Genomic DNA, 23,064 nt, shown 5'->3' on the forward strand with positions numbered 1-23,064 from the left:
CTTACACGCCCATTACTCGCATACTGGACATAACCCATCCCCTCTCGAAAGGCACCCCCACATGCCCTCGACCGACCCCGACACCACCGAGACCGACACCGGCATACCCGACGAGGACGCCACAGAGCTGGGCGTCGGCGAGTGGACCGCCTTCGACAGCGGCCTCGAAATGACCATCGAGGACCTGGAGACCTTCGCGCCCACCTACCTGGACCGGGACCACGAGGAAGGCGACGCCTACGTCCGCTTCACGGTCCGCGTGAAGAACAGGGCCCCGGGCGTCCGCCGCGCCATGCGCGCGCACCACGCCGAGCACCCGCGCCGCGCCCCGCGCAGGGGCAACGCCAGCGAGGCCGCGCACACGCGGGCCGTCGAGCAGCACACCAAGGAGCGCTCCGACGCGCTGCGCCGCGCGAAGGCGGCGGCGCGGATGCACCTCACGGCCCGCGTCCAGGTGTGGGCGGGCGAGGCTCGCGCGGTCCGCTCGTACGACGCCGACCAGGAGATCCTCACCGGCCTGAACACCGAGGTGCGCCGCCGCCGCACCCGCACCGCGACCTACGCCTACCGCGTCCCCGCGGCGGCCCTCGACGACCTGCGCATCCGCCTGAGCCCCGCCGTGAACGGCACGACCCGCGAGTCCGCCGACTGGACGGCCACCCTCACGGCCCCGCCCGAGGACCTCCTCGACGACTCCCTGGTACGCGAGGAGCCCGCCGAACGCACGGCCGCCGCCACCGAGGCCGATGAGCCCACGGACGACGGGGACGACGAGGAGCACCCGAAGAAGCGCAAGCAGCGCCGCCAGGAAAAGCGCGCCCACCGCCGTCAGCAGCTCCGCTCGACGAACGGCGCGGCACTCTGAACGAAGGAGACCGGAGGAGAGGGGCAGACGAGTCGGGCTGTACGCCGGGTTCTGTTCCCCGGTGTCCTCGCGGACACCGGGGCGACGGCCATCCATCTAGGGCCGGCGTTGCCACCGGCCTCGTGCGGTCTACCCGCGAACATCGGGCGGGCAGCCCTCGATCGTCCGCGCAGGACCGTCTCCGAAGAGGCGGTCCCTCTTGACCTTGCTCCAGGTGGGGTTTACCTAGCCGCCTGAGTCGCCTCAGGCGCTGGTGGTCTCTTACACCACCGTTTCACCCTTACCCGGCGCCTGAGCGCCGGGCGGTCTGTTTTCTGTGGCACTGTCCCGCGGGTCACCCCGGGTGGCCGTTAGCCACCACCTTGCCCTGTGGAGCCCGGACGTTCCTCGGGAGACCCCCGAAGGGATCCCACGCGGCCGCCCGCCCGGCTCGTCTGCCGTGCGGCCATCCTACCTGCCGGTTCGGACGGACCCGGCCGTCTCCCGAAGGCTCGGCCGTCTGCCGAAGGGTGGCACGGCCCGGCTTGACCCTTCCGTAGCGTCAACGTTTCTACTGAGGTCATGCGGATCGGAGAGCTGGCCCGGATCGTCGGGGTCACCACGCGTGCCATCAGGCACTACCACCAGCTGGGGCTGCTGCCGGAGCCCGAGCGGCTGAGCAACGGGTACCGGGAGTACGGGCTGCGGCACGCCGTCGAGCTGGCCCGGGTCCGGCGGCTGACCGAGTTGGGGCTCGGGCTGCCGGAGGTGCGGGACGTGCTGGCGGACGACGCGGGGCGGGAGCTCGTGGAGGTGCTCGCCGAGTTGGACGCGGATCTGGCGCGGCAGGAGGCCGCCCTTCATGAGCGGCGGGTGCGGCTGCGGGCGCTGTTGGGCGAGGCCGAGCGGGGGCGGCTGCCCGCGGACGGGCCGTTGTCTCCGGAACTGGCCGAATTCTTCGGTGAGTTGGGGGACGAGATGTTCGACTCGCCGATGGCCGTGAAGGACCGTGAGGTGCTCGCCCTCATCGACACGGCCGCGCCGCCCGAGGACCGCGAGCGGCTGATGTCGACGCTGCTTCCCGCCCTCGCAGGTCCTGAGACCCTCGCGGCCGCCCGCGAGGTGTACGCGCTGCTCGACGCGCTCGCCGACGCCCCGGCGGACGACCCGCGGGTGGCCGGGGCGGCGCGGGCGCTGGCCGCGTGCGTACCGCCCGACCTGCCGACCGGTGAGGCGCTCGCGGACGGGAACACCCTGCTGGAGACCTTCCTCGCCGACTTCTCCCCCGCCCAGGCCGAGGCCGTCCGCCTCGCGATGCGGATGGCCGCCGAGGGCGGTGCGCCGTGACCGCCTGGGTGCGCCGGGTCGCCGGGCACGAGGCGCGGGTGTTCGTGAGCCTGTTGCGGTGGGTGGCGCGGCGGCGGCACGGGGTTCCGGCGGGGGCCGAGGCCTTCGCGTACGCACGCGGGCAGGCCGTGATGATGTATTCGTTCGCGTTCGTGTGCGTCGTCGAGTCCTTCGGGATGTGGGCGCTGCTGCGCCACTGGCCGACGCTGCATCACATCGTCCTGTTCCTCGACGTCTACACGGTGTTGATGGTGCTCGGCCTGCACGCCGCGTCCGTGACCCGGCCGCACGTGGTCACCGACGACGCCCTGCGGGTACGCCGCGCCGCCCACATCGACGTACGGATACCGCTGGAGCGGATCGCGGCGGTGCGCCGCGAGAACAGGTACACGCACACGCCGTGCGAGGGCGAGCTGAATCTCGACATCGGGTCCCAGACCAGCATCACCGTCGAACTCACGGCTCCCGTACGGCACTTCACCTTCCTCGGGCGCCCGAAGGACATTCACCTGGTGCGGTTGCACGCGGAGGATCCGGACGCGCTCGTCCGCGCGCTGCACCTCACGCGGGCGCGAACAGCACCTTCGCCGAGCCCGGGTCGGCCCGGGTGAGCCGGACCCGCAGCCGCTCCCCCAACGGCAGCGCGGACGCGCCGCCCTCGATCCGGGCGACGACGGCGGGCTCGGTCAACTGCACGGTGCCGACGGCCGGTTCGCGTTCCTTCACGTCCACCACCACCGCCTCGAAGAGCTCGCCGACCCGGTGCCTGAGCAGCGCCGCCTCGACGATGTCGACGCACTCGCGCTCCACGGTGTTGGCGCGCCGGGTGCCGTCCGCCATCTCCTTCGGCAGCACGTCCAGCTTCTCCAACACCCAGCCGGGCGGGGCCTGTTCGGCGCGGGCGGCGAGGCACAGCTCGGACGCGTAGCGGTCGACGAGGCGGCGCAGCGGGGCCGTGCAGTGCGTGTACGGCGCGGCGACGGCGGCGTGCGTGGCGAGGGCCGGGGGTTCGCCGCCGCTGAAGGCGGTGTAGCCGGCGCCGCGCAGCAGCGTCGTGCACTCCTGGAGGAACGCCGCGTGGTGCGGGATGCGGGGGTCGAGGGAGCGCACGAGGTCGGAGTACGGGACGTGGTGCGGCCACTCGATGTGCAGGGCCTTCGCGGTGCGGCGCAGGCGGCCGACCGCGCCGTCGGGAGCGGTGGGGAGCGTGCGCAGGATGCCGGTGCCGGAGGCGAGCATCAGGTCGGCGGCGGCCATGCCGGTGAGCAGGGAGATCTGGGCGTTCCAGGAGTCGGCGGGCAGCGGGGCGCGGTAGCCGAGTTCGTACGCGGTGTCGCTCGCGACGATCTCCTGCTCGGGCACGTCGAGCGAGATGCCGCCGCGTTCGACCTCCAGCTGCGTGCGCAGCGTTCCGATGTCCTTGAGGAGCGCGACCGACTCCTCGGCGGTTCCGGCGTCGATGGCCTTCTGTACGCCCTCGTAGTCGAGTTTGGCGCGGCTGCGGACGAGGGCGCGGACGACGTCGGTCCGCTCGGCGCGCCCGTCGGCGTCCAGGTCGATGGTCCACAGGACGGCCGGGCAGGTCTGGTCGGGCAGCAGGCTGGCCGCGCCCTCGCTGAGCACCGGCGGGTGCAGCGGCACCTTCTCGTCGGGGAAGTAGAGGGTGGTGACGCGGCGGTGCGCCTCGGCGTCGAGGGCGCCGCCTGGGGTGACGTACGCGGCGACGTCGGCGATCGCGTACCGCACGCGGTAGCCGCCGCCGGGGCGCCGGGACAGGTGCATGGCCTGGTCGAGGTCGGTCGACGTGGGCGGGTCGATGGTGAAGAAGGGGACCGCCGTCTCGTCCCGGTCGGGAAGCCGCGGCGGTTCGGCGGCGACGCGTTCGGCTTCCGCGAGGACGTCGGCCGGGAACTCCTCGGGCACGTCCAGTGTCGTCCGCAGTTCGCGCAGCACGGCGCCGAGCGGCTCCCGTGCCGCGCCGGTCACTCGGAGGTGGCGGCGGGGCATGGCACGAGCGTAGGCGCGGGCGGCGGGGTCGGCACGCCGTAGGCTGGGGCGCCGATCGACCTGTGTTCCCGTATGTGTTTCCGTACGTGTTTGAGGAGTGCCCCGTGCTTGTGCTGTTGCCGCCGTCGGAGGGTAAGGCCGCTTCCGGACGCGGGGCTCCGCTGAAGCCGGAGGGGCTCGCGCTGCAGGGGCTCGCCGAGGCGCGGGCAGCCGTGCTCGACGAGTTGGTGGAGCTGTGCGCCGCCGACGAGGAGAAGGCGCGCGAGGTGCTCGGGCTCAGTGAAGGGCTGCGGGGCGAGGTCGCCAAGAACGCGGAGCTGCGTACGGCGGGTGCGCGTCCGGCCGGTGAGATCTATACGGGTGTCCTGTACGACGCCCTGGACCTGGGCTCGCTGGACGCCGCCGCCAAGAAGCGGGCGGCGCGCTCGCTGCTCGTCTTCTCCGGGCTGTGGGGCGCGGTCGGCATCGCGGACCGGATCCCCTCCTACCGCTGCTCGATGGGCGTGAAGCTGCCGGGGCTCGGGGCGCTGGGCGCGTACTGGCGAAAGCCCATGGCCGAGGTGATGCCGGCGGCGGCCGGGGACGGGCTCGTCCTCGACCTGCGCTCGGCGGCGTACGCGAGCGCCTGGAAGCCGAAGCCCTCCGACGGCACGGTCGCGGAGCGGACGGCGACGGTCCGGGTGCTGCACGCGCCGACCCGCAAGGTCGTCTCCCACTTCAACAAGGCGACGAAGGGCCGGATCGTACGGTCGCTGCTGATGGCGGGCGCGGCGCCCGCCGGACCCGCCGAACTGATCGACGTACTGCGGGAGCTCGGGTACGTCGTGGAGGTCGAGGAGCCGAAGAAGGCGGGGCAGGCGTGGAGCCTGGACGTGCTGGTGGACGAGGTCCACTGACCTCCCGCACGAGATCGTATTGCAGCATGCGCAACGCCCTTTGCGCATGCTGCTGCACGCGGGGCAGGATGTCCCCATGACCTCCACTGCCGCCGCCTCGGCCTCCTCCGCCTCCGTACTGGATCTCGCTCCCGTCGTCCCCGTCGTCGTCGTGGAGGACGTCGCCGACGCGGTGCCGCTCGCGCGGGCGCTCGTCGCGGGCGGCCTGCCCGCGATCGAGGTGACGCTGCGGACGCCCGCCGCGCTCGACGCGATCCGGGCGATAGCCGCCGAGGTGCCGGACGCCGTCGTCGGCGCGGGCACGGTCATCTCCCCCGCGAACGTCGCCGACTCGGTCGCGGCCGGGGCCCGTTTCCTGGTCAGCCCCGGCTGGACGGACGCGCTGCTCGACGCGATGAAGGAGTCGGGCGTGCCGTTCCTGCCGGGCGTCTCGACGACGTCCGAGGTCGTGGCGCTCATCGAGCGCGGCGTGCGCGAGATGAAGTTCTTCCCGGCGGAGGCCGCGGGCGGCGCCGCGTACCTGAAGGCGCTCGCGAGCCCGCTGCCGCAGGCCCGCTTCTGCCCGACGGGCGGCGTCTCGCCGTCGAACGCGCCCGGCTACCTGGCGCTGAAGAACGTCGGCTGCGTGGGCGGCAGTTGGATGCTTCCGGCGGACGCGATCGCGGCGAAGGACTGGGACCGGGTCGAGGCCCTGGCCCGCGAGGCGGCTTCGCTGCGCTGAGCCGCGTACGGAGAAGCTGAGCTACGTACGGAGCAGGTGCGCTGTCTCGTTGAGGCAGCGCACGCTCGCGTTTCCGTCCGCGTAGTACGCGACCGTGGTCAGGGACGCCGCCGCGAGTTCCATCCGGAACATCGCCTCGGCCGGGGCGCCGAGCGCGAGCCGTACGAGTGTCTTGATCGGTGTCACGTGGCTGACCAGTAGCGCGGTGCGCCCCCGGTGGGCGGCGGTCAGCCGGTCGCGGGTCTCGGCGACCCGCTCGGCGACCTCGGCGAAGCTCTCGCCGCCGCCGGTGGGTGCGGCGTCGGACGAGCCGAGCCACGCCTTGAGGTCGTCCGGGTACCGCGCCCCGACCTCCTTGAACGTGAGCCCTTCCCACGCCCCGAAGTGCGTCTCGCGCAGCCCTTCGTCGACCTCGATGCCGAGGCCTAGGCGGGCGGCGACGGTTTCGGCGGTTTCGCGGCAGCGGGTGAGTGGTGAGGTCACGATCACGTCGATGTCGCCGTGTGCGGACAGCGCCGCGGCGGCGGCAGCGGCCTGCCCCCGGCCCGCCTCGGACAGCTCGGGGTCGGCGCCCCCGCTGCCCGAGAATCGCTTCTCGGGGGTGAGGGCGGTCTCGCCGTGCCGGAGCAGCACGAACGTCGAGGGGGATCCGAGGTCTGGCGGTGCCACGGCTCTCCTTTCCGGGCCGTTCCGGCGGGCCGCGCCGGCGTTGCGGTTGCGGGGCTCTGCCCCGGACCCCGCTCCTCAAGCGCCGGAGGGGCTGATTTTGCCGGACCGGCCTTGCGGGCGCCGGTGGCTACAGGCCCGACTCGGACGTGCGGACCAGGATTCGGCGGCAGTTCTCGCAGCGCACCACGGTGTCGGCCGCGGCCGCGCGGACCTCGTTCAGCTCCGTGATGTTCAGCTCCAGGCGGCAGCCCTCGCAGCGGCGCTGGAACAGCTTCGCCGCGCCGACGCCGCCCTGCTGCTCGCGGAGCTTGTCGTAGAGCTTCAGCAGGTCGGCCGGGACGGAGCCCGCGACGACCTCGCGCTCCTTCGTGACCGAGGCCACGTCCGCGTCGATGGCGGCAGCCGCCCCGTCGCGGCGCGACGTCGCGTCGTCGACCTTGGCCTGCACCGACGACAGGCGCTCGGCCAGCTCACCGGCGCGCTCCTGCGCGGACTCGCGGCGCTCCATGACCTCAAGGACGACGTCCTCCAGGTCACCCTGCCGCTTGGCGAGCGAGGCGATCTCGCGCTGGAGGTTCTCCAGGTCCTTGGGGGACGTGACCGCGCCGGAGTCGAGGCGCTTCTGGTCGCGGGCGGCGCGCTGGCGGACCTGGTCGACGTCCTGCTCGGCCTTGGTCTGCTCGCGGGCGCAGTCGCTCTCCTCGGTCGTCGCGGCGACGTGCAGGTCGCGCAGCTGCGTGAGGTCCTTGGTGAGCGTGTCGATCTCGGCGTGCTCGGGCAGCGACTTCTTCTTGTGCGCGAGCTGCTGGAGTCGGGTGTCCAGGTCCTGGACGTCGAGAAGACGGATCTGGTCGGCGGGCGCGGCGTTCAGTTGGGGGCTCCAAAAGTAGAAACAGACTGGGTGTTGGACGCCGCGTGGGCGGTCCAGGGATCGGTGACCGTCTTCGAGACATGGACCCGCAGGTCCCAGCCCTCGCGGTCGGAGATCTCGTCGAGCTGGGCTGCGGCCAGCTCGCACCAGGGCCACTCGGTGGCCCAGTGCGCCGCGTCGAGCAGCGCGAGAGGCACAGGGGAAACGGAAACAGCTTCGCGGGCCTCGCTCACCGGGTGGTGGCGCAGGTCCGCGGTGAGGAAGGCGTCGACACCGGCGGCGCGTACGTCGTCGAAGAGGCTGTCGCCGGAGCCGCCGCTGACCGCGACCGTCCGCACCGTCGCGTCGAGGTCGCCCGCGACGCGGATCCCCTGCGCGGTGGCGGGCAGCCGGTCGGCGGCGCGGCCCGCGAGCTCGCGCAGCGTCACCGGGTGCTCAAGCTCGCAGACCCGGCCGAGGCCGCGACGGCCCGCCGGGTCGGTGGGGTCCGGGACCAGGGGGCGTACGACCCGGACGCCGAGGGCGCCCGCGAGCGCGTCGGAGACGCCGGGGTCGGCCTTGTCGGCGTTGGTGTGCGCGACGTGCAGCGCGATGTCGTTCTTGATCAGCGTGTGGACGACGCGGCCCTTGAAGGTGGAGGCCGCCACCGTCGTCGTACCGCGCAGGTAGAGCGGGTGGTGGGTGACCAGCAGGTCCGCGCCGAGCTTCACCGCCTCGTCGACGATCTCCTGGACCGGGTCGACCGCGAAGAGCACCCGGCCGACCTCGGCGTCCGGGTCGCCGGCGACCGTGCCGACCGCGTCCCATCCCTCGGCGAGGGCCGGGGGCCAGAGGGCTTCGAGGGCGGCGGTGACTTCAGACAGACGGGGCACGCAGACAGGTTACCTGCGCTGCCCGCCGCACCCCCAAGCCCGGCCCGTTCCGCACGGAGGGAGGAGGTAAACACACGTGACCCACCGTTCACAGCCAATTCAGGGCACGGCCCACCTTTCGTGTGAAACGGCGGGCGCCAGGTGCCACGGAGGTACGTGCGAAAACTAGCGTCGGCCCGGACAAGCGGAGGTGACTGATCCCCATGACGGCCCTGGCCACCGAACCCACGACGGATGCGCGGCCACGACCCCCGCACACCGGATGTGTGCTCACGGCGGACGCGTCGTACGCGGCGCGGCTGGCGCGCGACGGCGCCGCCGAAGGCTCGTGGTTCCCCGAGCGCTGGACCCTGCACGGACCGGAGCCGTACGCGGTGCCGCTGCCCGGCAACCAGCCGGAGGAGCCCGGCACTGCGGTGCTGCCGCTGACCGACGGCCGGGTGCTGATCCAGCGCGGCACGGCGGGGCGGCACCTGTTCTCGCTGCTGTACCCGACGGGCCCGGACACCGGCGAGGTGCCGCTCGGCACCGTGGAGTGCGAGACCCTCACGCTCCTGCCGCCCGCTCCCGACGGCCGGTACGCGTACGCGCTGGCGCCCGGCGCGGAGTCGACGGCCGTGTGGCAGGTGGTGGGCGGCGCCCCCGGTCCCGAGCTGCTCGCCGAGGTGCCGGGGCACTGCTCGGGCGGGGTGTGGCTGGACCGCGAGTCCCGCCTCCTCGCGCTCGACCGCGAGCCCCCCGGCGGCGGCCCCGTGAAGGCGGTCGTGGTGGATCTGGACCGGGGCGGCGAGGTCTCCCCACTCCTCCAGATCGGGGACGACAGCGAGGACCGGCTGCTCCTCGCCGACCTCGACAGCGGCCTCATCCTGCTCCGCTCGGACGCCCCGACGCCGGGTGAACCCCGGCTCGGCTGGGGCGTGTTGGGCAGTACGCTGCCGATCCGCTTCCCGGAGTCGCTGCGGCTCGCGGACTGCGAGGTGACGCCCTTCGCGATCCAGCCGGGCCAGTCGCTGATGCCGGAGAACTGCGCGGTGGCGCTGCGCGTGGCGGGCGCCGAGGGCGGCTCTCCGTGGCTCGGCCTGTGGCGGCCCATGGAGGGCAGGCTGCATCAGGTCGCGGCGCCGGACGGGTGGCTGGACGGCAGCGGATTCTTCTCGCGGGACGGGGTGTTGTCGCTGCCCTGTGTCACCGAGGACGTGCCGTGCGGCCTCGCGGCCCTGACCGCTCCCGAGCCGCGCGCACGGGAGCGCGAGCCGAGGGAACCCGAGCCGCCGGAGCCCGCCGCGACACGCCCCGTTCCGCTGGCGCAGGCGCCTCTCGGTGGCCGTGGCACGGACCGTTAGACTCGCCCGGCTGTAACTGAAGGATCTTGTACGTGTTTACGGGGTGAATGTTCCGATGGCGGAAGGCAACGGCACGGATGTCGAGGTCGACACGGAGGCGGCGCACCATGTGCGGGCCGGCTCCGGTCGGCACCGCGGCGAGGTGTCCACGCCGCCCATGACGGGCGGCGACCAGGAGTCGAAGCCGCGTGGGCGGCACCGTGGGGCGCGCGCCGACGAGGCGTAGCGCGCACGCTCGACACTTGACGTGAGGAAACGTTCGACTGAGGGGCCCGGCGGAAGTCGCCGGGCCCCTCAGTCGTACGCGCGATGGAGTCAGCCGTGCTTGAGGCCCAGCACCTCCGACGCCGCGAACGTCTCGTTCGGGGGCCGGTCTTTGTAGTGCGGCGTGAGCAGCGCGTCCAACTCGTCGTACGTGAACGCCTCCTTCGCCGTGTCGAACTTCGCCTGCACCCTCGGCCGGTCGACGACGGCGACCATGCCGCCGTGCACGACGATCAGTTGGCCGTTGACGTTCGACGCGGCGGGCGCGGCGAGGTAGCCGACGAGCGGGGCGACGTGCTCGGGCGCGAGCGGGTCGAGCCCCTCCTCCGGCTCGGCGAACCCGGCGAAGACGTCCTCCGTCATACGGGTGCGGGCGCGCGGGCAGATGACGTTCGCGGTCACCCCGTACTTGGCGAGCGCGAGCGCCGTGGACGTGGTCAGCCCGACGATTCCGCCCTTCGCGGCCGCGTAGTTGGGCTGCCCGGCCGAGCCCGCGAGGAACGCCTCCGACGAGGTGTTGATGATCCGCCCGTACACCGGGCCACCGGCCGCCTTCGACGCCTCGCGCCAGTGGCGGGCCGCGAAGTGGCTGGTGTTGTAGTGGCCCTTGAGGTGGACGTGGATGACCGAGTCCCACTCGTCCTCGGTCATCGAGAAGATCATGCGGTCGCGCAGGATCCCGGCGTTGTTGACGAGGATGTCCAGCTTGCCGTACGTGTCGATCGCCAACTGGACGAGTTCCTGGGCCTGTTGGTGGTCGGCGACGTCGCCGGTGTGCGCGGTGGCGGTTCCGCCGGCGGCCTCGATCTCGGCGACGACCTGCTGCGCGGGGCCTGTGGTGGCCTCGCCCGAGCCGTCGCGGCCCGGTTGGCCGAAGTCGTTGACGACGACGTTGGCGCCGAGGCGGGCGAGTTCGAGCGCCTCGGCGCGGCCCAGGCCGCGCCCGGCGCCGGTGACGATGGCCGTGAGGCCGTTGAGCGGCGTTGACATACGATTCGGTTCCCTTTCGGTGACTCAAGCCCCTGCGGCGATTGAGCAGCGGGGTCCGGGGCAGCGCCCCGGGGCCGCAACGCCGTTGCAGCGCTTACAGCTCAATGCAGGTCCGCAGCGCGACGCCCGTACGCATCTGGTCCAGCGCCTCGTTGATCTCCGCGAGCGGCACCCGGTGCGTGATCAGCGACTCCAGGTCGATCCGCCCCGCCCGCCAGAGCGCGATCGCCCGCTCGTAGGACTGCAGGACATCCCCGCCCCCGTACATCGACGGCAGGATCTTCTTCTCGTCGAAGAACAGCTCGAACATGTTGAGCTGGAGGAAGTCGTCCATGGCGCCCGCGCCGACGACGCACATCGTGCCGCCGCGCCGCGTCGTCTCGTACGCCGTCCGCGCGGTGGCGGACTTGCCGACGACCTCGAAGACGTAGTCGAAGCCCTCGCCCGCGGTGATGTTCTGCTTGGCGTCGGCCAGCTCGTCCGGGGAAATCGCCTTCGTGGCACCGAACTTGAGGGCGGACTCGCGCCGCGACTCGACCGGGTCGACGGCGACGATCTCCGCCGCGCCCTTGAGCCGCGCGCCCTGGATCGCGGAGATGCCGACGCCGCCGCAGCCGATGACGGCGACCGACGAACCCGCCGCGACGTCCGCGGTGTTGATGGCGGCGCCGAGCCCGGTGGTGACGCCGCAGCCGATGAGCGCGGCGATGTCGAAGGGCACGTCGTCGGGGATCGGCACGGCGCAGGCCGCGTTGACGACGACCTCTTCGGTGAAGGTGCCGGTTCCGGCGAAGCCGAAGACGTCGCCGCCGGGGCGCTTGAAGTTGGGGGTGCCGGCGTTCATGAATCCGGCGAGGCAGAGCTCGGTCTGGCCGCGCTTGCAGGCGGGACAGGTGCCGCAAGCGGGCAGCCAACACATCAGGACTCGCTGACCGGGAGCGAGGTTCGTGACGCCGTCCCCGACCTCGACGACCTCGCCCGCGCCCTCGTGCCCGGGGATGAACGGGGCGGGCTGCGGCAGCACGCCGTTCATCGCGGAGACGTCGGAGTGGCACAGGCCGGTGGCCCGCAGCCGGACCCGCACCTTGCCCGGACCGAAGCCGACCGCCTCGACGTCGTCCAGTACCTCGAGTTTGTCCTGGCCTATCTCGTGCAGTACGGCTGCTCGCATGGCGTGCGGCTCCTTCGCTTCAATCTGCCGTGTACGTGGGTCAGTTGTGCTCGACGACGGTGTCCGCGAGCACCTGCGCGTCCTCGCGCTCCACGGCCGTGACCGTCACCTGCACCCGGCCCGGCTGCTCCCACATGCGTACGCGCAGCGTCTCGCCGGGGAAGACGATCCCGGCGAAGCGGGTGCGGTAGCGGGTGATGCGGGAGACGTCGCCGCCGAGGACGGTGTCCGCGACGGCCTTGAGCGTCATCCCGTACGAGCACAGGCCGTGCAGGATCGGCTTGTCGAAGCCGGCCAGCTTGGCGAACTCCGGGTCGGCGTGCAGCGGGTTCCAGTCGCCGGAGAGGCGGTAGAGGAGGGCCTGATCCTCGCGGACGGGCCGCTCGACGGTGCGGTCGGGCTCGCGGTCGGGGACGTCGAGACGCTCGGAGGGGCCGCGGTCGCCCCCGAACCCACCCTCCCCCCGCACGAAGATCTGCGAGTCACTGGTCCACAACGGGCCCTCGGCGTCCGCGACTTCGCTCCTCAGCACGAGCACGGCGGCCTTCGTCTTGTCGTAGACGGCGGCGACGCGGGTGGTGGACGTGGCCTTGCCCTCGACCGGGATGGGCCGGTGCAGCTCGATGGTCTGGCCGCCGTGCAGCACGTGCGCGAGGTTCACGTCGATGCCCGGCGCGGACAGCCCGCCGGCCACGGCCATCCCGGCGCCCGCGACGGTCGCGAAGCTCGGCAGGACGTGCAGCTTCGACTCCAGGGTGTAGCGCAGCTCGTCGGGGTCGGTGGCGGGCAGCCCCGCGCCGAGCCCCAAGTGGTAGAGCTGGACGTCCTTGTGGCCCCACGTGATCTCGGCGGACCTCGGCTCGGCGGCTACGGCCTTCGCGGCATCGATGGGCATAGGCGGCAAACGCTCCTCATGCTGGATGCTGGTCAAGACCTCGGTGCGACCGTCCGCACCGTCGGCCGCACCGAGGTCGTCACGGGCCGGAGACGAACCAGTACGTGGAAGTACACGGACTGGTTCTAGAACCTGTTCCATTCCTCCGGCGATCCCCATGTATAGCCAAGCGGGGATGGCTTGGGAAGGGCCACGACCCAGTTTTCTGACGCAACGTCAGATGGGCTCGATCGACCCCTGTGACATTTGTACTGGTCATCCGGGGACATGCGGATCTGCCCGCGCTCGGGCACCCCTTCGTACGCTTCCGGCATGACATCGAAGACGAAGGCCGCCCTCCGGGCGTGCGACGGTGCGGGCGGCTCCGACTGGCCGACCGTCGGCATCGGCGGGGCGCGGGTGAGCGGGTACACGCTGCTGCCGTGGCTGCTGCTCGGCCTCGGCGCGTTCTCGAACCTCGTCCAGGGCGAGACCCCGAACCCCTGGATCGGCGGCATCGGCCTGCTGACCTTCAACTCCCTCTACGTCTATGTGGTGTTCCGCGCCTTCGTGCCGGTCACCCGCACCGCGCTGTCCACCCGGCTCGCGCTGCTCGCGATGGCCGCGGTGACCTGCGGCCTGGCCGGTGTCTACGGGGGCAGCTGGGTGGCGTTCTTCCCGCTGCTCGGACTCGCGACGGGGGCGGTGCTGCGCGGACCGCACCTGGCGAAGATCGCCATCGGGCTCGCGGTGCTCGGCGGGGTGCTGACGGGACTGAAGGACGGCGAGGCGGCGGCGAGCGTCGGCTACGGCACGTTCCTGTCCACGATGGTGACGGCGGCGATCCTGTCGCTCACCGAGACGGTACGTGAACTGCGTTCGGCCCGCGAGGAGTTGGCGCGCAACGCGGTGGCCGAGGAACGCCTGCGGTTCTCCCGCGACCTGCACGATCTGCTCGGCCACACGCTGTCGGTGATCGTGGTGAAGTCGGAGGCGGCGCGGCGGCTGGCGCGGCGGGATGTCGACGCGGCCCTCGAACAGGTCGGTGACATCGAGGCGGTGGGCAGGCAGGCGCTCACCGAGATCCGCGAGGCCGTGACCGGGTACCGCGAGGGCAGCCTCGCCACGGAGCTGGACCGGGCGCGTTCGGCGCTCACGGCTGCCGCCATGGAGCCCGTCGTACGACAGTCGGGCCCGCCTCTGTCGGCGCGGACGGAGGCACTGCTCGGGTGGGTCGTACGGGAGGCCGTGACGAACACGATCCGGCACAGCGCGGCGACCGCCTGCACGATCGCCGTCGACGGCACGGCGGACCGGGTCCGCCTCCGGATCACGGACGACGGCGCGGGCCCCGCGCCCGGCGTCGGCGGCACCGGCCTCAAGGGCCTGACCGAACGGCTCGCGGCGGCGGGTGGCTCGCTGGTGGCGGGCGAGGGACCGGAGGGTGGCTTCGAGGTCCGCGCGGAACTGCCTACGGCGGACGAGGCCCCGGCCCCCGTAATCTCTGCCCCGTGACCGAGATGCCGCAGGACCACCGCCCCGCCAAGAGCGTCCGCGTACTGCTCGCGGAGGACCAGGGCATGATGCGGGGTGCGCTCGCGCTGCTGCTGGGCCTCGAATCCGACCTTGAGGTGGTCGCCCAGGTCGCGACCGGCGACACCATCGTCGACGCGGCGCTCACGCACCGGCCCGACGTGGCGCTCCTCGACATCGAGCTGCCGAGGCTCAGCGGGCTCGACGCGGCGGCCGAGCTCCGCGATCAGGTCCCGGACTGCCGGGTCCTGATCCTCACCACGTTCGGGCGGCCCGGGTATCTGCGGCGGGCGATGGAGGCGGGGGCGGCGGGGTTCCTGGTCAAGGACGGGCCGGTCGAGGAACTCGCCGAGTCGATCCGGAAGGTGCTGCGGGGCGAGACGGTGGTCGACCCGGCGCTCGCGGCGGCAGCGCTTTCGGCGGGGCCGAGTCCGCTCACCGGGCGCGAGGCGGATGCCCTCCGGGCGGCGGCGGACGGGGCGACCGTCTCCGACATCGCCGGGCGGCTCCACCTCTCGGAGTCGACCGTACGCAATTACTTGTCGTCGGCCATCGGCAAAACGGGGGTGCGGAACCGGACGGAGGCGTTGCGCGTCGCCTCCGAACGGGGCTGGCTGTAACGGCGTTACGCCCCCGGGGCTCCGCCCCGGACCCCGCGCCTCAAACGCCGGCGAGGCTGGGTGGATCAAGCCCCTGCGGCGATTGAGCAGCGGGGTCCGGGGCGGAGCCCCGAGGCCGGAACCGCGGTGCCGCGGAAGCTACTCGGCGGCGGCGCCTACCCTCCGCATACCGACCAGCACCACCACCGCCGCCACCACCAAAATCCCCGCCCCCACAAGGAACGCCCCCGCATACCCCCGGGTCAGCGAAACAGGATCCACGCCCCCCGCGGAGCGGCTCGTGGCGACGGTCGAGAGGATCGCGAGGCCCAGCGAACCACCCAGCGTGCGGGACGTGTTGACCAACCCGGAGACGAGCCCCGCGTCACCCGGCGCCGCCCCCGACGTCGCCAGCGACGCCAACGGCGTCATCGCACACCCGGCCCCCGCCATCATCACGATCCCGGGCAACATGATCGTCGTGACGTACGCCCCGTCCGCGGTCATGGTCGACTGCCACAGGAACCCGGCAGCCGTCACCAGCACCCCGACCGCCGCCACGTTCCGCGCCCCGTACCTCGGCATCAGCCGCGGCGCGAACTTCGAGCCGAAGACCACCGCGAGCGAGCTGGGGATCAGCGCGAGGCCGGCCTCGACGGGCGTGTAGCCGAGCACGTTCTGGGCGTACAGCGTCATGAAGAACCACATGGCGAAGGAGCCCATGCCGCACACGAACATCGCCGCGTTCGCCACCGCCACCGACCGCACCTTGAACAGTCCCAGCGGCATCAACGGTAGCCTCGTACGCGCCTCCACCGCCAGGAACGCCACGACCAGCAGCACCCCGACCGCCAGCGGCACCAGCGTCGCCGCCGCGCCCCAGCCCCGCGCCTCCGTCTGCACGATGCCGTACGCGAGGACGGCCGTGCCCGCCGTCACGAGCACCGCGCCGGGCAGGTCGAGCCGCCGCTCGCCGCCCGCACGGGACTCCCGGATCCAGCGCGCCGCCGCCGCGAGGACGACCGCGCCCAGCGGAACGTTGATGAGGAGCACCCAGCGCCAGTTCAGGCCCTCCGTGAGGACGCCGCCGACGAGCCCGCCCGCCGCGCCGCCGCCCGCGCCCACCGCGGTCCACGTCGCGATGGCCCGCGCCCGCGCCGCCCCCTCGGGCACGGCGGACGTGAGGATCGTCAGGGTGGAGGGGGCGAGGACGGCCGCTCCCAGTCCCTGCACCGCCCGCGCCGCCAGCAGCTGCCAGCCCTCCTGCGCGAGCCCGCCCGCGAGCGAGGCGAGGGTGAAGAGGCCGAGGCCGACCAGGAACATCCGCTTGCGGCCGAAGAGGTCGCCGGCCCGGCCGCCGAGCAGCATGAAGCCGGCGAAGGCGATGGAGTACGCGTTCACCACCCACTGCAGACCGCTCGCGCTGAGCCCGAGGTCGGTGCGCATCGACGGCAGCGCCACGTTCACCACGGACACGTCGAGGACGACGAGGAACTGCCCGGCGCAGGCCACGGCCACCACCAGCCAGGCGGGCGGGGTGGCGGCCGCGCGGCCACGGGAACGTATCGCGTCGTCGGATGCCTCGACCGACGCGGAGGCGGAGTCGGCGGCAGGGGGAGTCTGGGACATGGGTGTCATGGTCTCAGCCGCCCGGCACCCCGTACATCCGGATTTCGCCGCACGTCCGTGGACCTAGGACCAGGCCCCCCGGACCCCCGAACCTCACCCCCGCCGCAACATCGTCACCACCGCCGCACCCCCGAGCCCGATGTTGTGCGCGAGCCCGACCCGCGCGTCCGGCACCTGCCGCGCCCCCGCCTCGCCCCTCAACTGCCAGGTCAGCTCGGCGACTTGGGCGATGCCGGTGGCGCCAAGCGGGTGCCCCTTGGAGATCAGGCCGCCGGACGGGTTCACGACCCACTTCCCGCCGTACGTCGTCGCGCCCGACTCGACGAGCTTGCCGGACTCGCCCGCGCCGCACATGCCGAGCGCCTCGTACGTGAGGAGTTCGTTGATGGAGAAGCAGTCGTGCAGCTCGACGACGTCCACGCCCTCGATGCCGATCCCGGCGGCGTCGAAGACCTGCCGCCCCGCCTCCCGCGACATCGGCTGCCCGACCACATCGATGCACGAGCCGGACGCGAAGGACTCCTCCGTGTCCGTGGTCATGGACTGGGCCGCGATCTCGATCGCCTTGTCCCCCAACCCCCGTTCCTCCACGAAGCGTTCGGAGACGACGACCGCCGCCGCCGCGCCGTCCGAGGTCGGCGAGCACTGCAGCTTGGTGAGCGGCATGTGGATGGTCTTGGCGGCGAGGATCTCGTCGACCGTGTACGGGTCCTGGAACTGGGCGTACGGGTTGTTGACCGAGTGGCCGTGGTTCTTCGCGCCCACCGCCGCGAGCTGCGCCTCGGTCGTGCCGTACTGCTCCATGTGCTCGCGGGCCGCGTCGCCGAAGATCTGCGCGGTGGGCGGCGACATCTCGAAGCCGTGCCGGGCCGCCATGACGCCGTAGTGCCGGGCGACCGGGGAGGTCTTGAAGTCGGAGCCCGCGTCCGCTCCCCCGCCGAGCGCGCCCCGCTGCATCTTCTCGAAGCCCAGCGCGAGCACACAGTCGCTCGCCCCGCCCTCGACGAACTGCCGGGCCATCATCAGCGCGGTCGAGCCGGTCGCGCAGTTGTTGTTGACGTTGTAGACGGGCACGCCCGTCAACCCCAGTTCGTACGTGGCCCGTTGGCCCGCCGTCGACGCCTGGAAGCAGTAGCCGACGGGGACCTGCTGGACGTCCGCGTAGGCGACCCCGGCGTCCGCGAGGGCCGCGGTGCCCGCCTCCTTCACCATGTCCCAGTACTGCCAGTCACGTGACTCCGGCTTCTCGAACTTGGTCATGCCGACGCCGACTATGTACGCCTTGTGCGCCTTGTGCGCCTTCACATCTGCCGCCTCTCCGGGCTCCACCGGCCCCTTTACCTGCTGTTTGCCCATCTGCGCGAAAGTTGCTATACAAAAGTCAGGTCCTCATCAAGGGCCCGCGGACGAGGGAGCAGTACCCGCTCAGCGACAAGACTGCCTTTGGAAGGTGAGTCCGTCGTGCCTTGGGTTGTCCTGATCCTCTCCGGAGTCCTTGAGGCGGTGTGGGCCACGGCGCTCGGCGCGTCCCACGGCCTGAAGCGCCCCGTCCCCACCGTGATCTTCATCGTCGCCCTGACCGGTTCCATGGCCGGCCTCGCCCACGCCATGCACGAGCTGCCGACCGGCACCTCGTACGCGGTGTGGGTGGGCATCGGCGCCGTACTGACCGCCGTCTACGCCATCGCGCGCGGCCAGGAGAAGGCCACACCCGCGAAGAGCCTGCTGCTCGTCGGCCTGGTCGGCTGCGTCGTGGGCCTGAAGGCGGTGAGCTGACCATGGCATGGGCTGTTCTCCTCCTCAGTGGCGTCTTCGAGGCCGTGTGGGCCACCGCGCTCGGGCACTCCAAGAACTTCTCGGAGACGGGGCCGACGATCGTCTTCTTCATCGGCCTGGTCATCTCGATGTCGGGCCTCGCCTACGCGATGAAGAAGATCCCGATCAGCGTCGCCTACGCGGTGTGGATCGGTATCGGAGCCGCGCTCACCGTCACGTACGCGATGGTGACCGGCGACGAGCAGGCGAAGCCGCTGAAGATCGTCTTCCTCGCCGGGATCATCCTGTGCGTGGTGGGCCTGAAGTTCGTGAAGACGGTGCCCGGCAAGAACGCCGCCCCGGCACCGGAACCGCAGGCCGACGAGACCGACGCGGTCAGTCACGCGGCAGACCCAGAATCCGCTCGGCAACGACGTTGAGCTGCACCTGAGTCGTCCCGCCCGCGATCGTCAGACAGCGGGACATCAGGAAACCGTGGAGGGCCCGCTCCCCCGGGCCCTCCCGCAGCGCACCCGCCGGACCGAGGAGCTCAAGGGCCAGCTCCGCGACCTTCTGCTGATGCGGTGTCTGCACCAGCTTCCGCACCGAGGCCCCGGCGCCCGGCTCCACGCCCGCGACCTGCTGCGTCGTCGTACGCAGCCCGATGCAGCCCAGCGCGTGCGCCTCGGCGGCGAGGGCCCCGATCCGCGCCCGGTACGCCCCGTCCAGGTCACCGGCCCGCGCGAGCAGCGCCTCTAGCCCTGTGTCGAAGGTCAACTGGTCGGCCATGTGGACGCGTTCGTTGCCGAGCGTGTGCCGGGCGACCCGCCAGCCGTCGTCGACCTCGCCGACGACGGCGTCGGCGGGCAGCACCACATCATCGAAGTAGACCTCGTTGAACAGCGAGTCCCCGGTGATCTCGCGCAGCGGCCGGATGTCGATGCCGTCGGTGTTCTTCATGTCGACGACGAAGTAGGTGAGCCCCTTGTGCTTGGGGGCGTCGGGGTTGGTGCGGGCGAGCAGAATCCCGTGGTCGGCCCATTGCGCGGCGCTCGTCCACACCTTCTGCCCGTTGATCCGCCACCGCCCGTCGGGCATCCGCTCCGCGCGCGTACGCAAGCTGGCGAGGTCGGATCCGGCGCCCGGCTCCGAGAACAGCTGGCACCACAGTGTCTCGCCGCGCAGGGTGGCCGGGAGGTAGCGGTCGCGCTGCTCCTGGGTGCCGTACGAGATGAGGGAGGGGGCCACCCAGGTGGCGATGCCGAGGTCGCTGACCTTCACCCCGGCCTTCTTCAACTCCTCCTGCACCGCGAGCTGTTGGACTGGTCCGGCGCCGAGCCCGTACGGCTCCGGCAGGTGCGGCGCCGCGTACCCGGTCGGCGCGAGCACCCGCCGCGCGGCCTTCGGATCGAGCCCCCGCGCCCCCTCGATGACCTTCCGGGCCGCCTCCCGGTACCCGTCCGCCTCGGCGGGCAGCGCGAACCGCAGCTCGCGCCGCACCCCGCCCTCCGCGAGCCGCACGGCACGCAGCCGATGGGCGTCACCGGCACCGAGGAGCTGCCGGGCGACAACAGCCCGCCGCAAGTACAGGTGGGCGTCGTGTTCCCAGGTGAAGCCGATGCCGCCGAGGACCTGGACGCAGTCCTTGGCGCAGGAGTACGCGGCGTCCAGCGCGGCCCCCGCGGCGAGCCCGGCGACGAGCCCGCGCACATCCTCCGCGGTGTCCTCGTCCAGCGCCCGCGCCGCGTCCCACACCAGCGCCGCCGCCTGCTCGACCCGCACCAGCATGTCCGCGCACAGGTGCTTGATGCCCTGGAACTGTCCGATGGGCCGCCCGAACTGCTCGCGCACCTTGGCGTGTTCGGCGGCGGCGTGCAGCGCCCACGCGGCATTCCCGCAGGCGTCGGCGGCGAGCAGCACCCCCGCCAGATCCCGCACGAGGGTGCCGTCCACGGCGAGCACGCGGTCGGCGGGCACGACGGCACCTGCGGCCGTGACCTCTGCGGTGGGCCGGGTCGGATCGCCGCTCTCGTGCACGCGCACGGTGATCCCCGGCGTCCCGGCGTCGACGGCGAACCACACCACGCCGTCCGCGCTCTCCGCCGCGAGCACCAGCAGATCGGCGTCGGCTCCGGTGAGGACGGGTGGCGCGGCGCCGTCGAGCACGAGCCCGTCGGGCCCCGCGACGGCGCTGAGCCCGCCGGTCCCGAACGCGACGGCGCCGATCCGCTCCCCTTCGGCGAGCCCGCGCACCAGCTCCCGCTGTCCGGCGCGGCGCAACACCTCGGCCGCGAGCACGCTGCCGACGAACGGCCCGGGCAGCGCCGCCCGCCCGGCCTCCTCCACGACGACGGCGAGGTCGAGGAGGGTCCCGCCCCCACCTCCGTACGACTCGGGGAGGTGCACCCCGAGCAGCCCCTGCGCGGCGACGCCGTCCCAATACCCGGGGCGGTGACCGGCGGCGGCCGGGGCGTCGAGCAGCTTGCGCACCTCGTCGGGCGGTACGGCGCGCGCGATCCAACCGCGCACGGCGTCCGCGAGTTCCCGCTGTTCCTGCGTGATGGCGATCCCCATGCGGCGCACGGTAGAACACGTTCCAGTAGACGGGAAGAGAAAATCTGACACCGAGTCAGAAACAACCACCCAGGGGGCGCGGGAGTCGACGACGGGGACGCGGGGCCGGTGACGTAATGAAGAAGTAAAGAATCACCCTCGTACGACGACCGTCGGAATAGTCGCCCCAGCAAACCGGTTCGACATACACACAACCTGCCCGTAGACAGACCGCACAACGACCGCACAACGCGCGCCCCGACCCCGGCGGCGCGCGTTCGCCGTCGCAAGAGCCACGTCTCAGTACGTGGACCGGACCGAAGTAGACCGGACCGAAATGGACCGGACCGAACTAGACCGCCTTCCGGAGGCCTGCCTTCATGTCCCAGCCGACGACTCAAGCCCGCCCGACAGGCGGCGTCGTCCCCGTCCTCGCCTTCGCCGGCATCACCGTGGCGGTCATGCAGACGCTGCTCGTGCCGGTGATCAAGGACCTGCCCGAGCTGCTGAACACCGCGCCCTCGAACGCCACCTGGGTCATGACCGCGACCCTCCTCGCGGGCGCCGTCTCGACCCCCATCATGGGCCGCCTCGGCGACCTGGCGGGCAAGCGCCGCATGCTGCTCACCAGCCTCGCCATCATGGTCATCGGCTCGCTGATCTGCGGCTTCACCGACAACCTCCTCGTGATGATCGTCGGCCGCGCGCTCCAGGGCTTCGCCATGGGCGCCATCCCGCTCGGCATCGGCCTGATGCGGGACATGCTGCCGCGCGAGAAGCTCGGCTCGGCGATGGCCCTGATGTCCTCCTCCATCGGCGTCGGCGGCGGACTCGCGCTGCCCGCCGCGGCCCTGGTCGCCCAGAACGCCGACTGGCACGCGCTGTTCTTCGGCGCGGCGGGCCTCGGCGTCATCGGCATGGCCCTCACGCTGATCTTCGTCCCGGAGAGCCCGCTGCGGGCCAAGGGCACGTTCGACATCGCGGGCGCCATCGGCCTCACCGCGGGCCTCATCCTCTTCCTCCTGCCCATCACCAAGGGCAGCGACTGGGGCTGGGGCAGCGGCAAGACGCTCGGCATGTTCGGCGCGGCGCTCGTCGTCCTCGTCGCCTGGGGCCTGATGGAACTGCGCATGAAGGCCCCGCTGGTCGACCTGCGCACCACGGTCCGGCGCACGGTGCTGCTCACGAACCTCGCCTCGATCATGGTGGGTGTCGCCTTCTACGCGATCTCCCTGGTCCTCCCCCAGCTCCTCCAGCTCCCGAAGGCGACGGGCTACGGCCTCGGCCAGTCCATGGTCGTCGCGGGCCTGTGCGTGGCGCCGCTCGGCCTGACGATGATGCTGACGGCGCCGGTGTACGCCCGCCTGTCGGCCAAGTTCGGCCCGAAGCTCACGCTGTTGCTTGGCCTGCTCATCATCGCGATCGGCTACGGCGCGGGCCTCGGCCTGATGAGCGCCCCCTGGCAGACCATCATCATCTCGGTCCTCGTAGGCGCGGGCATCGGCCTCGCCTACTCCTCCCTCCCCGCCCTGATCATCGGCGCGGTCGACCCCTCCGAAACGGGCGCGGCCACCGGCCTCAACACCCTGATGCGCTCCATCGGTACGTCGGTGTCCTCGGCGGTCATCGGCATGGTCCTGGCCAACACGGCGAACAACGTCGGCGGCGTCGCCATCCCGACGATGCACGGCTTCCGCGTCTCCTTCCTCATCGCCACGGCGGCCGTCGCGGTCGGCGTCCTGCTGGCGGTCGGCCTGCCGGGCCGCAGCAAGCCGACGGTGCAGCTGCGCGCGAGCAGCGAGGAGGACGCGGTGCTGGAGCGCGCGGAGACGGTTCTGGCCGCCCAGTCCCCGCAGTTCCACGGTCGCGTCCTCGACCCGGCGGGTGCGCCGGTGGCTCGCGCCAAGGTGACGCTGATCGACCGCCGGGGCCGCCAGGCGGGCGCCGCCCTCACGGACGGGGCGGGCCAGTACGCCCTGACCGTCCCGACGGGCGGCTCGTACGTCCTCGCGACGACGGCCTCCGGCCACGCGCCGCGCGCCCTCGCCGCGACGCACCACGGCGAGAACCGTGCGGTTCAGGTGGATCTGGCGTTGGAGGCGATGGCCGAGTCGGTGCGGTAGCTC

General features: G+C 72.3%; 22 protein-coding genes, 1 other RNA gene and 1 riboswitch. Of the genes, 12 read left to right on the forward strand and 11 right to left on the reverse strand.

Going from position 1 to position 23,064, the window contains the following annotated elements; all coding sequences use genetic code 11:
• Positions 1 to 61 precede the first annotated feature (61 nt).
• A complete protein-coding gene (locus RBJ65_RS40055; RefSeq protein WP_306320878.1) occupies positions 62 to 865 on the forward strand; it encodes a hypothetical protein in 804 nt (267 codons plus the stop codon).
• Between the two features lie 24 nt (positions 866 to 889).
• Here RBJ65_RS40055 and rnpB read toward each other — a convergent pair.
• Positions 890 to 1,298: RNase P RNA component class A (gene rnpB / locus RBJ65_RS40060), an RNA gene on the reverse strand.
• A gap of 128 nt (positions 1,299 to 1,426) precedes the next feature.
• Here rnpB and RBJ65_RS40065 point away from each other — a divergent pair.
• Entirely contained in the window at positions 1,427 to 2,191 is a 765-nt protein-coding gene (locus RBJ65_RS40065) for a MerR family transcriptional regulator (protein WP_306320877.1), read from the forward strand.
• Positions 2,188 to 2,802, forward strand: a complete 615-nt coding sequence (locus RBJ65_RS40070) for a hypothetical protein (protein WP_306320876.1) — start codon at positions 2,188 to 2,190, stop codon at positions 2,800 to 2,802. Before RBJ65_RS40065 ends, RBJ65_RS40070 begins: the two co-directional genes overlap by 4 nt.
• On the opposite strand, the gene RBJ65_RS40075 is transcribed toward RBJ65_RS40070, so the two are convergent.
• A complete protein-coding gene (locus RBJ65_RS40075) occupies positions 2,753 to 4,198 on the reverse strand; it encodes an RNB domain-containing ribonuclease (RefSeq protein WP_306320875.1) in 1,446 nt (481 codons plus the stop codon). The two genes, RBJ65_RS40070 and RBJ65_RS40075, sit on opposite strands and share 50 nt — an antisense overlap.
• 104 nt (positions 4,199 to 4,302) lie before the next feature.
• Between RBJ65_RS40075 and yaaA the strand changes: the two genes are divergently transcribed.
• Together yaaA and eda are read left to right on the forward strand one after the other, a co-directional pair.
• Positions 4,303 to 5,094, forward strand: a complete 792-nt coding sequence (yaaA, locus tag RBJ65_RS40080; protein WP_306320874.1) for a peroxide stress protein YaaA — start codon at positions 4,303 to 4,305, stop codon at positions 5,092 to 5,094.
• Between the two features lie 76 nt (positions 5,095 to 5,170).
• Positions 5,171 to 5,815 (forward strand): bifunctional 4-hydroxy-2-oxoglutarate aldolase/2-dehydro-3-deoxy-phosphogluconate aldolase, encoded by a 645-nt coding sequence (gene eda, locus RBJ65_RS40085; protein ID WP_306320873.1) that lies wholly within the window; start codon positions 5,171 to 5,173, stop codon positions 5,813 to 5,815.
• Between the two features lie 21 nt (positions 5,816 to 5,836).
• On the opposite strand, the gene RBJ65_RS40090 is transcribed toward eda, so the two are convergent.
• The 3 genes from RBJ65_RS40090 to RBJ65_RS40100 form a co-directional block, all read right to left on the reverse strand.
• A complete protein-coding gene (locus RBJ65_RS40090) occupies positions 5,837 to 6,484 on the reverse strand; it encodes a histidine phosphatase family protein (protein WP_372341347.1) in 648 nt (215 codons plus the stop codon).
• Positions 6,485 to 6,611: 127 nt separating this feature from the next.
• On the reverse strand, positions 6,612 to 7,355 hold the full coding sequence (locus RBJ65_RS40095) for a zinc ribbon domain-containing protein (RefSeq protein WP_306320914.1): 744 nt from the start codon (positions 7,353 to 7,355) through the stop codon (positions 6,612 to 6,614).
• On the reverse strand, positions 7,352 to 8,227 hold the full coding sequence (locus RBJ65_RS40100; RefSeq protein WP_306320872.1) for a Nif3-like dinuclear metal center hexameric protein: 876 nt from the start codon (positions 8,225 to 8,227) through the stop codon (positions 7,352 to 7,354). Before RBJ65_RS40100 ends, RBJ65_RS40095 begins: the two co-directional genes overlap by 4 nt.
• 203 nt (positions 8,228 to 8,430) lie before the next feature.
• Between RBJ65_RS40100 and RBJ65_RS40105 the strand changes: the two genes are divergently transcribed.
• Together RBJ65_RS40105 and RBJ65_RS40110 are read left to right on the forward strand one after the other, a co-directional pair.
• Positions 8,431 to 9,570, forward strand: coding sequence for a hypothetical protein (locus RBJ65_RS40105; protein WP_306320871.1), 1,140 nt, complete (start codon positions 8,431 to 8,433; stop codon positions 9,568 to 9,570).
• 55 nt (positions 9,571 to 9,625) lie between these two features.
• Positions 9,626 to 9,796 (forward strand): hypothetical protein, encoded by a 171-nt coding sequence (locus RBJ65_RS40110; protein ID WP_306320870.1) that lies wholly within the window; start codon positions 9,626 to 9,628, stop codon positions 9,794 to 9,796.
• An 89-nt stretch (positions 9,797 to 9,885) separates the two neighbouring features.
• Here RBJ65_RS40110 and RBJ65_RS40115 read toward each other — a convergent pair whose 3' ends face one another.
• The 3 genes from RBJ65_RS40115 to RBJ65_RS40125 all read right to left on the reverse strand — a co-directional run bounded on the left by RBJ65_RS40115 (position 9,886) and on the right by RBJ65_RS40125 (position 12,890).
• Positions 9,886 to 10,824, reverse strand: coding sequence for a 3-oxoacyl-ACP reductase (locus tag RBJ65_RS40115; protein ID WP_306320869.1), 939 nt, complete (start codon positions 10,822 to 10,824; stop codon positions 9,886 to 9,888).
• Between the two features lie 94 nt (positions 10,825 to 10,918).
• The gene (locus RBJ65_RS40120; RefSeq protein WP_306320868.1) at positions 10,919 to 11,995 is read right to left on the reverse strand and encodes a Zn-dependent alcohol dehydrogenase; all 1,077 of its coding nucleotides are present in this window, start codon (positions 11,993 to 11,995) and stop codon (positions 10,919 to 10,921) included.
• 40 nt (positions 11,996 to 12,035) lie between these two features.
• Positions 12,036 to 12,890 (reverse strand): MaoC/PaaZ C-terminal domain-containing protein, encoded by an 855-nt coding sequence (locus RBJ65_RS40125; RefSeq protein WP_306320867.1) that lies wholly within the window; start codon positions 12,888 to 12,890, stop codon positions 12,036 to 12,038.
• A 312-nt stretch (positions 12,891 to 13,202) separates the two neighbouring features.
• Here RBJ65_RS40125 and RBJ65_RS40130 point away from each other — a divergent pair, with 312 nt between their 5' ends.
• Both RBJ65_RS40130 and RBJ65_RS40135 read left to right on the forward strand, forming a co-directional pair.
• Positions 13,203 to 14,384 carry a sensor histidine kinase gene (locus RBJ65_RS40130; protein WP_306320866.1) on the forward strand — a complete coding sequence of 394 codons (1,182 nt, stop codon included), beginning with the start codon at positions 13,203 to 13,205 and terminating at the stop codon, positions 14,382 to 14,384.
• Positions 14,385 to 14,389: 5 nt separating this feature from the next.
• Entirely contained in the window at positions 14,390 to 15,022 is a 633-nt protein-coding gene (locus RBJ65_RS40135; protein ID WP_306320913.1) for a response regulator transcription factor, read from the forward strand.
• A 138-nt stretch (positions 15,023 to 15,160) separates the two neighbouring features.
• Here RBJ65_RS40135 and RBJ65_RS40140 read toward each other — a convergent pair whose 3' ends face one another.
• Together RBJ65_RS40140 and RBJ65_RS40145 are read right to left on the reverse strand one after the other, a co-directional pair.
• The gene (locus tag RBJ65_RS40140; RefSeq protein WP_306320865.1) at positions 15,161 to 16,630 is read right to left on the reverse strand and encodes a DHA2 family efflux MFS transporter permease subunit; all 1,470 of its coding nucleotides are present in this window, start codon (positions 16,628 to 16,630) and stop codon (positions 15,161 to 15,163) included.
• Between the two features lie 93 nt (positions 16,631 to 16,723).
• On the reverse strand, positions 16,724 to 17,986 hold the full coding sequence (locus tag RBJ65_RS40145; protein WP_306320864.1) for a lipid-transfer protein: 1,263 nt from the start codon (positions 17,984 to 17,986) through the stop codon (positions 16,724 to 16,726).
• 24 nt (positions 17,987 to 18,010) lie between these two features.
• A riboswitch (guanidine-III (ykkC-III) riboswitch) is annotated at positions 18,011 to 18,076 on the forward strand.
• Positions 18,077 to 18,091: 15 nt separating this feature from the next.
• Between RBJ65_RS40145 and RBJ65_RS40150 the strand changes: the two genes are divergently transcribed.
• Complete coding sequence (locus tag RBJ65_RS40150) at positions 18,092 to 18,406, forward strand: multidrug efflux SMR transporter (protein ID WP_306320863.1); 315 nt, start codon at positions 18,092 to 18,094, stop codon at positions 18,404 to 18,406.
• Positions 18,407 to 18,408: 2 nt separating this feature from the next.
• Positions 18,409 to 18,825: a multidrug efflux SMR transporter gene (locus tag RBJ65_RS40155; RefSeq protein WP_306320862.1), complete on the forward strand. Its 417-nt coding sequence runs from the start codon at positions 18,409 to 18,411 to the stop codon at positions 18,823 to 18,825.
• Here RBJ65_RS40155 and RBJ65_RS40160 read toward each other — a convergent pair.
• Positions 18,782 to 20,959: an acyl-CoA dehydrogenase gene (locus RBJ65_RS40160; protein WP_306320861.1), complete on the reverse strand. Its 2,178-nt coding sequence runs from the start codon at positions 20,957 to 20,959 to the stop codon at positions 18,782 to 18,784. The two genes, RBJ65_RS40155 and RBJ65_RS40160, sit on opposite strands and share 44 nt — an antisense overlap.
• 359 nt (positions 20,960 to 21,318) lie before the next feature.
• Here RBJ65_RS40160 and RBJ65_RS40165 point away from each other — a divergent pair, with 359 nt between their 5' ends.
• Positions 21,319 to 23,061 carry an MFS transporter gene (locus RBJ65_RS40165; RefSeq protein WP_306320860.1) on the forward strand — a complete coding sequence of 581 codons (1,743 nt, stop codon included), beginning with the start codon at positions 21,319 to 21,321 and terminating at the stop codon, positions 23,059 to 23,061.
• Positions 23,062 to 23,064 lie beyond the last annotated feature (3 nt).

It is taken from the genome of Streptomyces sp. KL109B (assembly GCF_030766935.1).
Taxonomy (GTDB): domain Bacteria; phylum Actinomycetota; class Actinomycetes; order Streptomycetales; family Streptomycetaceae; genus Streptomyces.

Bases quoted from the DNA above. Each gene is read 5' to 3' on its own strand.
- RBJ65_RS40055 (WP_306320878.1), top strand. From the start codon at position 62: ATGCCCTCGACCGACCCCGACACCACCGAGACCGACACCGGCATACCC.
- RBJ65_RS40065 (WP_306320877.1), top strand. From the start codon at position 1,427: ATGCGGATCGGAGAGCTGGCCCGGATCGTCGGGGTCACCACGCGTGCC.
- RBJ65_RS40075 (WP_306320875.1), bottom strand. From the start codon at position 4,198: ATGCCCCGCCGCCACCTCCGAGTGACCGGCGCGGCACGGGAGCCGCTC.
- eda (WP_306320873.1), top strand. From the start codon at position 5,171: ATGACCTCCACTGCCGCCGCCTCGGCCTCCTCCGCCTCCGTACTGGAT.
- RBJ65_RS40105 (WP_306320871.1), top strand. From the start codon at position 8,431: ATGACGGCCCTGGCCACCGAACCCACGACGGATGCGCGGCCACGACCC.
- RBJ65_RS40110 (WP_306320870.1), top strand. From the start codon at position 9,626: ATGGCGGAAGGCAACGGCACGGATGTCGAGGTCGACACGGAGGCGGCG.
- RBJ65_RS40115 (WP_306320869.1), bottom strand. From the start codon at position 10,824: ATGTCAACGCCGCTCAACGGCCTCACGGCCATCGTCACCGGCGCCGGG.
- RBJ65_RS40120 (WP_306320868.1), bottom strand. From the start codon at position 11,995: ATGCGAGCAGCCGTACTGCACGAGATAGGCCAGGACAAACTCGAGGTA.
- RBJ65_RS40125 (WP_306320867.1), bottom strand. From the start codon at position 12,890: ATGCCCATCGATGCCGCGAAGGCCGTAGCCGCCGAGCCGAGGTCCGCC.
- RBJ65_RS40130 (WP_306320866.1), top strand. From the start codon at position 13,203: ATGACATCGAAGACGAAGGCCGCCCTCCGGGCGTGCGACGGTGCGGGC.
- RBJ65_RS40135 (WP_306320913.1), top strand. From the start codon at position 14,390: ATGCCGCAGGACCACCGCCCCGCCAAGAGCGTCCGCGTACTGCTCGCG.
- RBJ65_RS40140 (WP_306320865.1), bottom strand. From the start codon at position 16,630: ATGTCCCAGACTCCCCCTGCCGCCGACTCCGCCTCCGCGTCGGTCGAG.
- RBJ65_RS40145 (WP_306320864.1), bottom strand. From the start codon at position 17,986: ATGGGCAAACAGCAGGTAAAGGGGCCGGTGGAGCCCGGAGAGGCGGCA.
- RBJ65_RS40155 (WP_306320862.1), top strand. From the start codon at position 18,409: ATGGCATGGGCTGTTCTCCTCCTCAGTGGCGTCTTCGAGGCCGTGTGG.
- RBJ65_RS40160 (WP_306320861.1), bottom strand. From the start codon at position 20,959: ATGGGGATCGCCATCACGCAGGAACAGCGGGAACTCGCGGACGCCGTG.
- RBJ65_RS40165 (WP_306320860.1), top strand. From the start codon at position 21,319: ATGTCCCAGCCGACGACTCAAGCCCGCCCGACAGGCGGCGTCGTCCCC.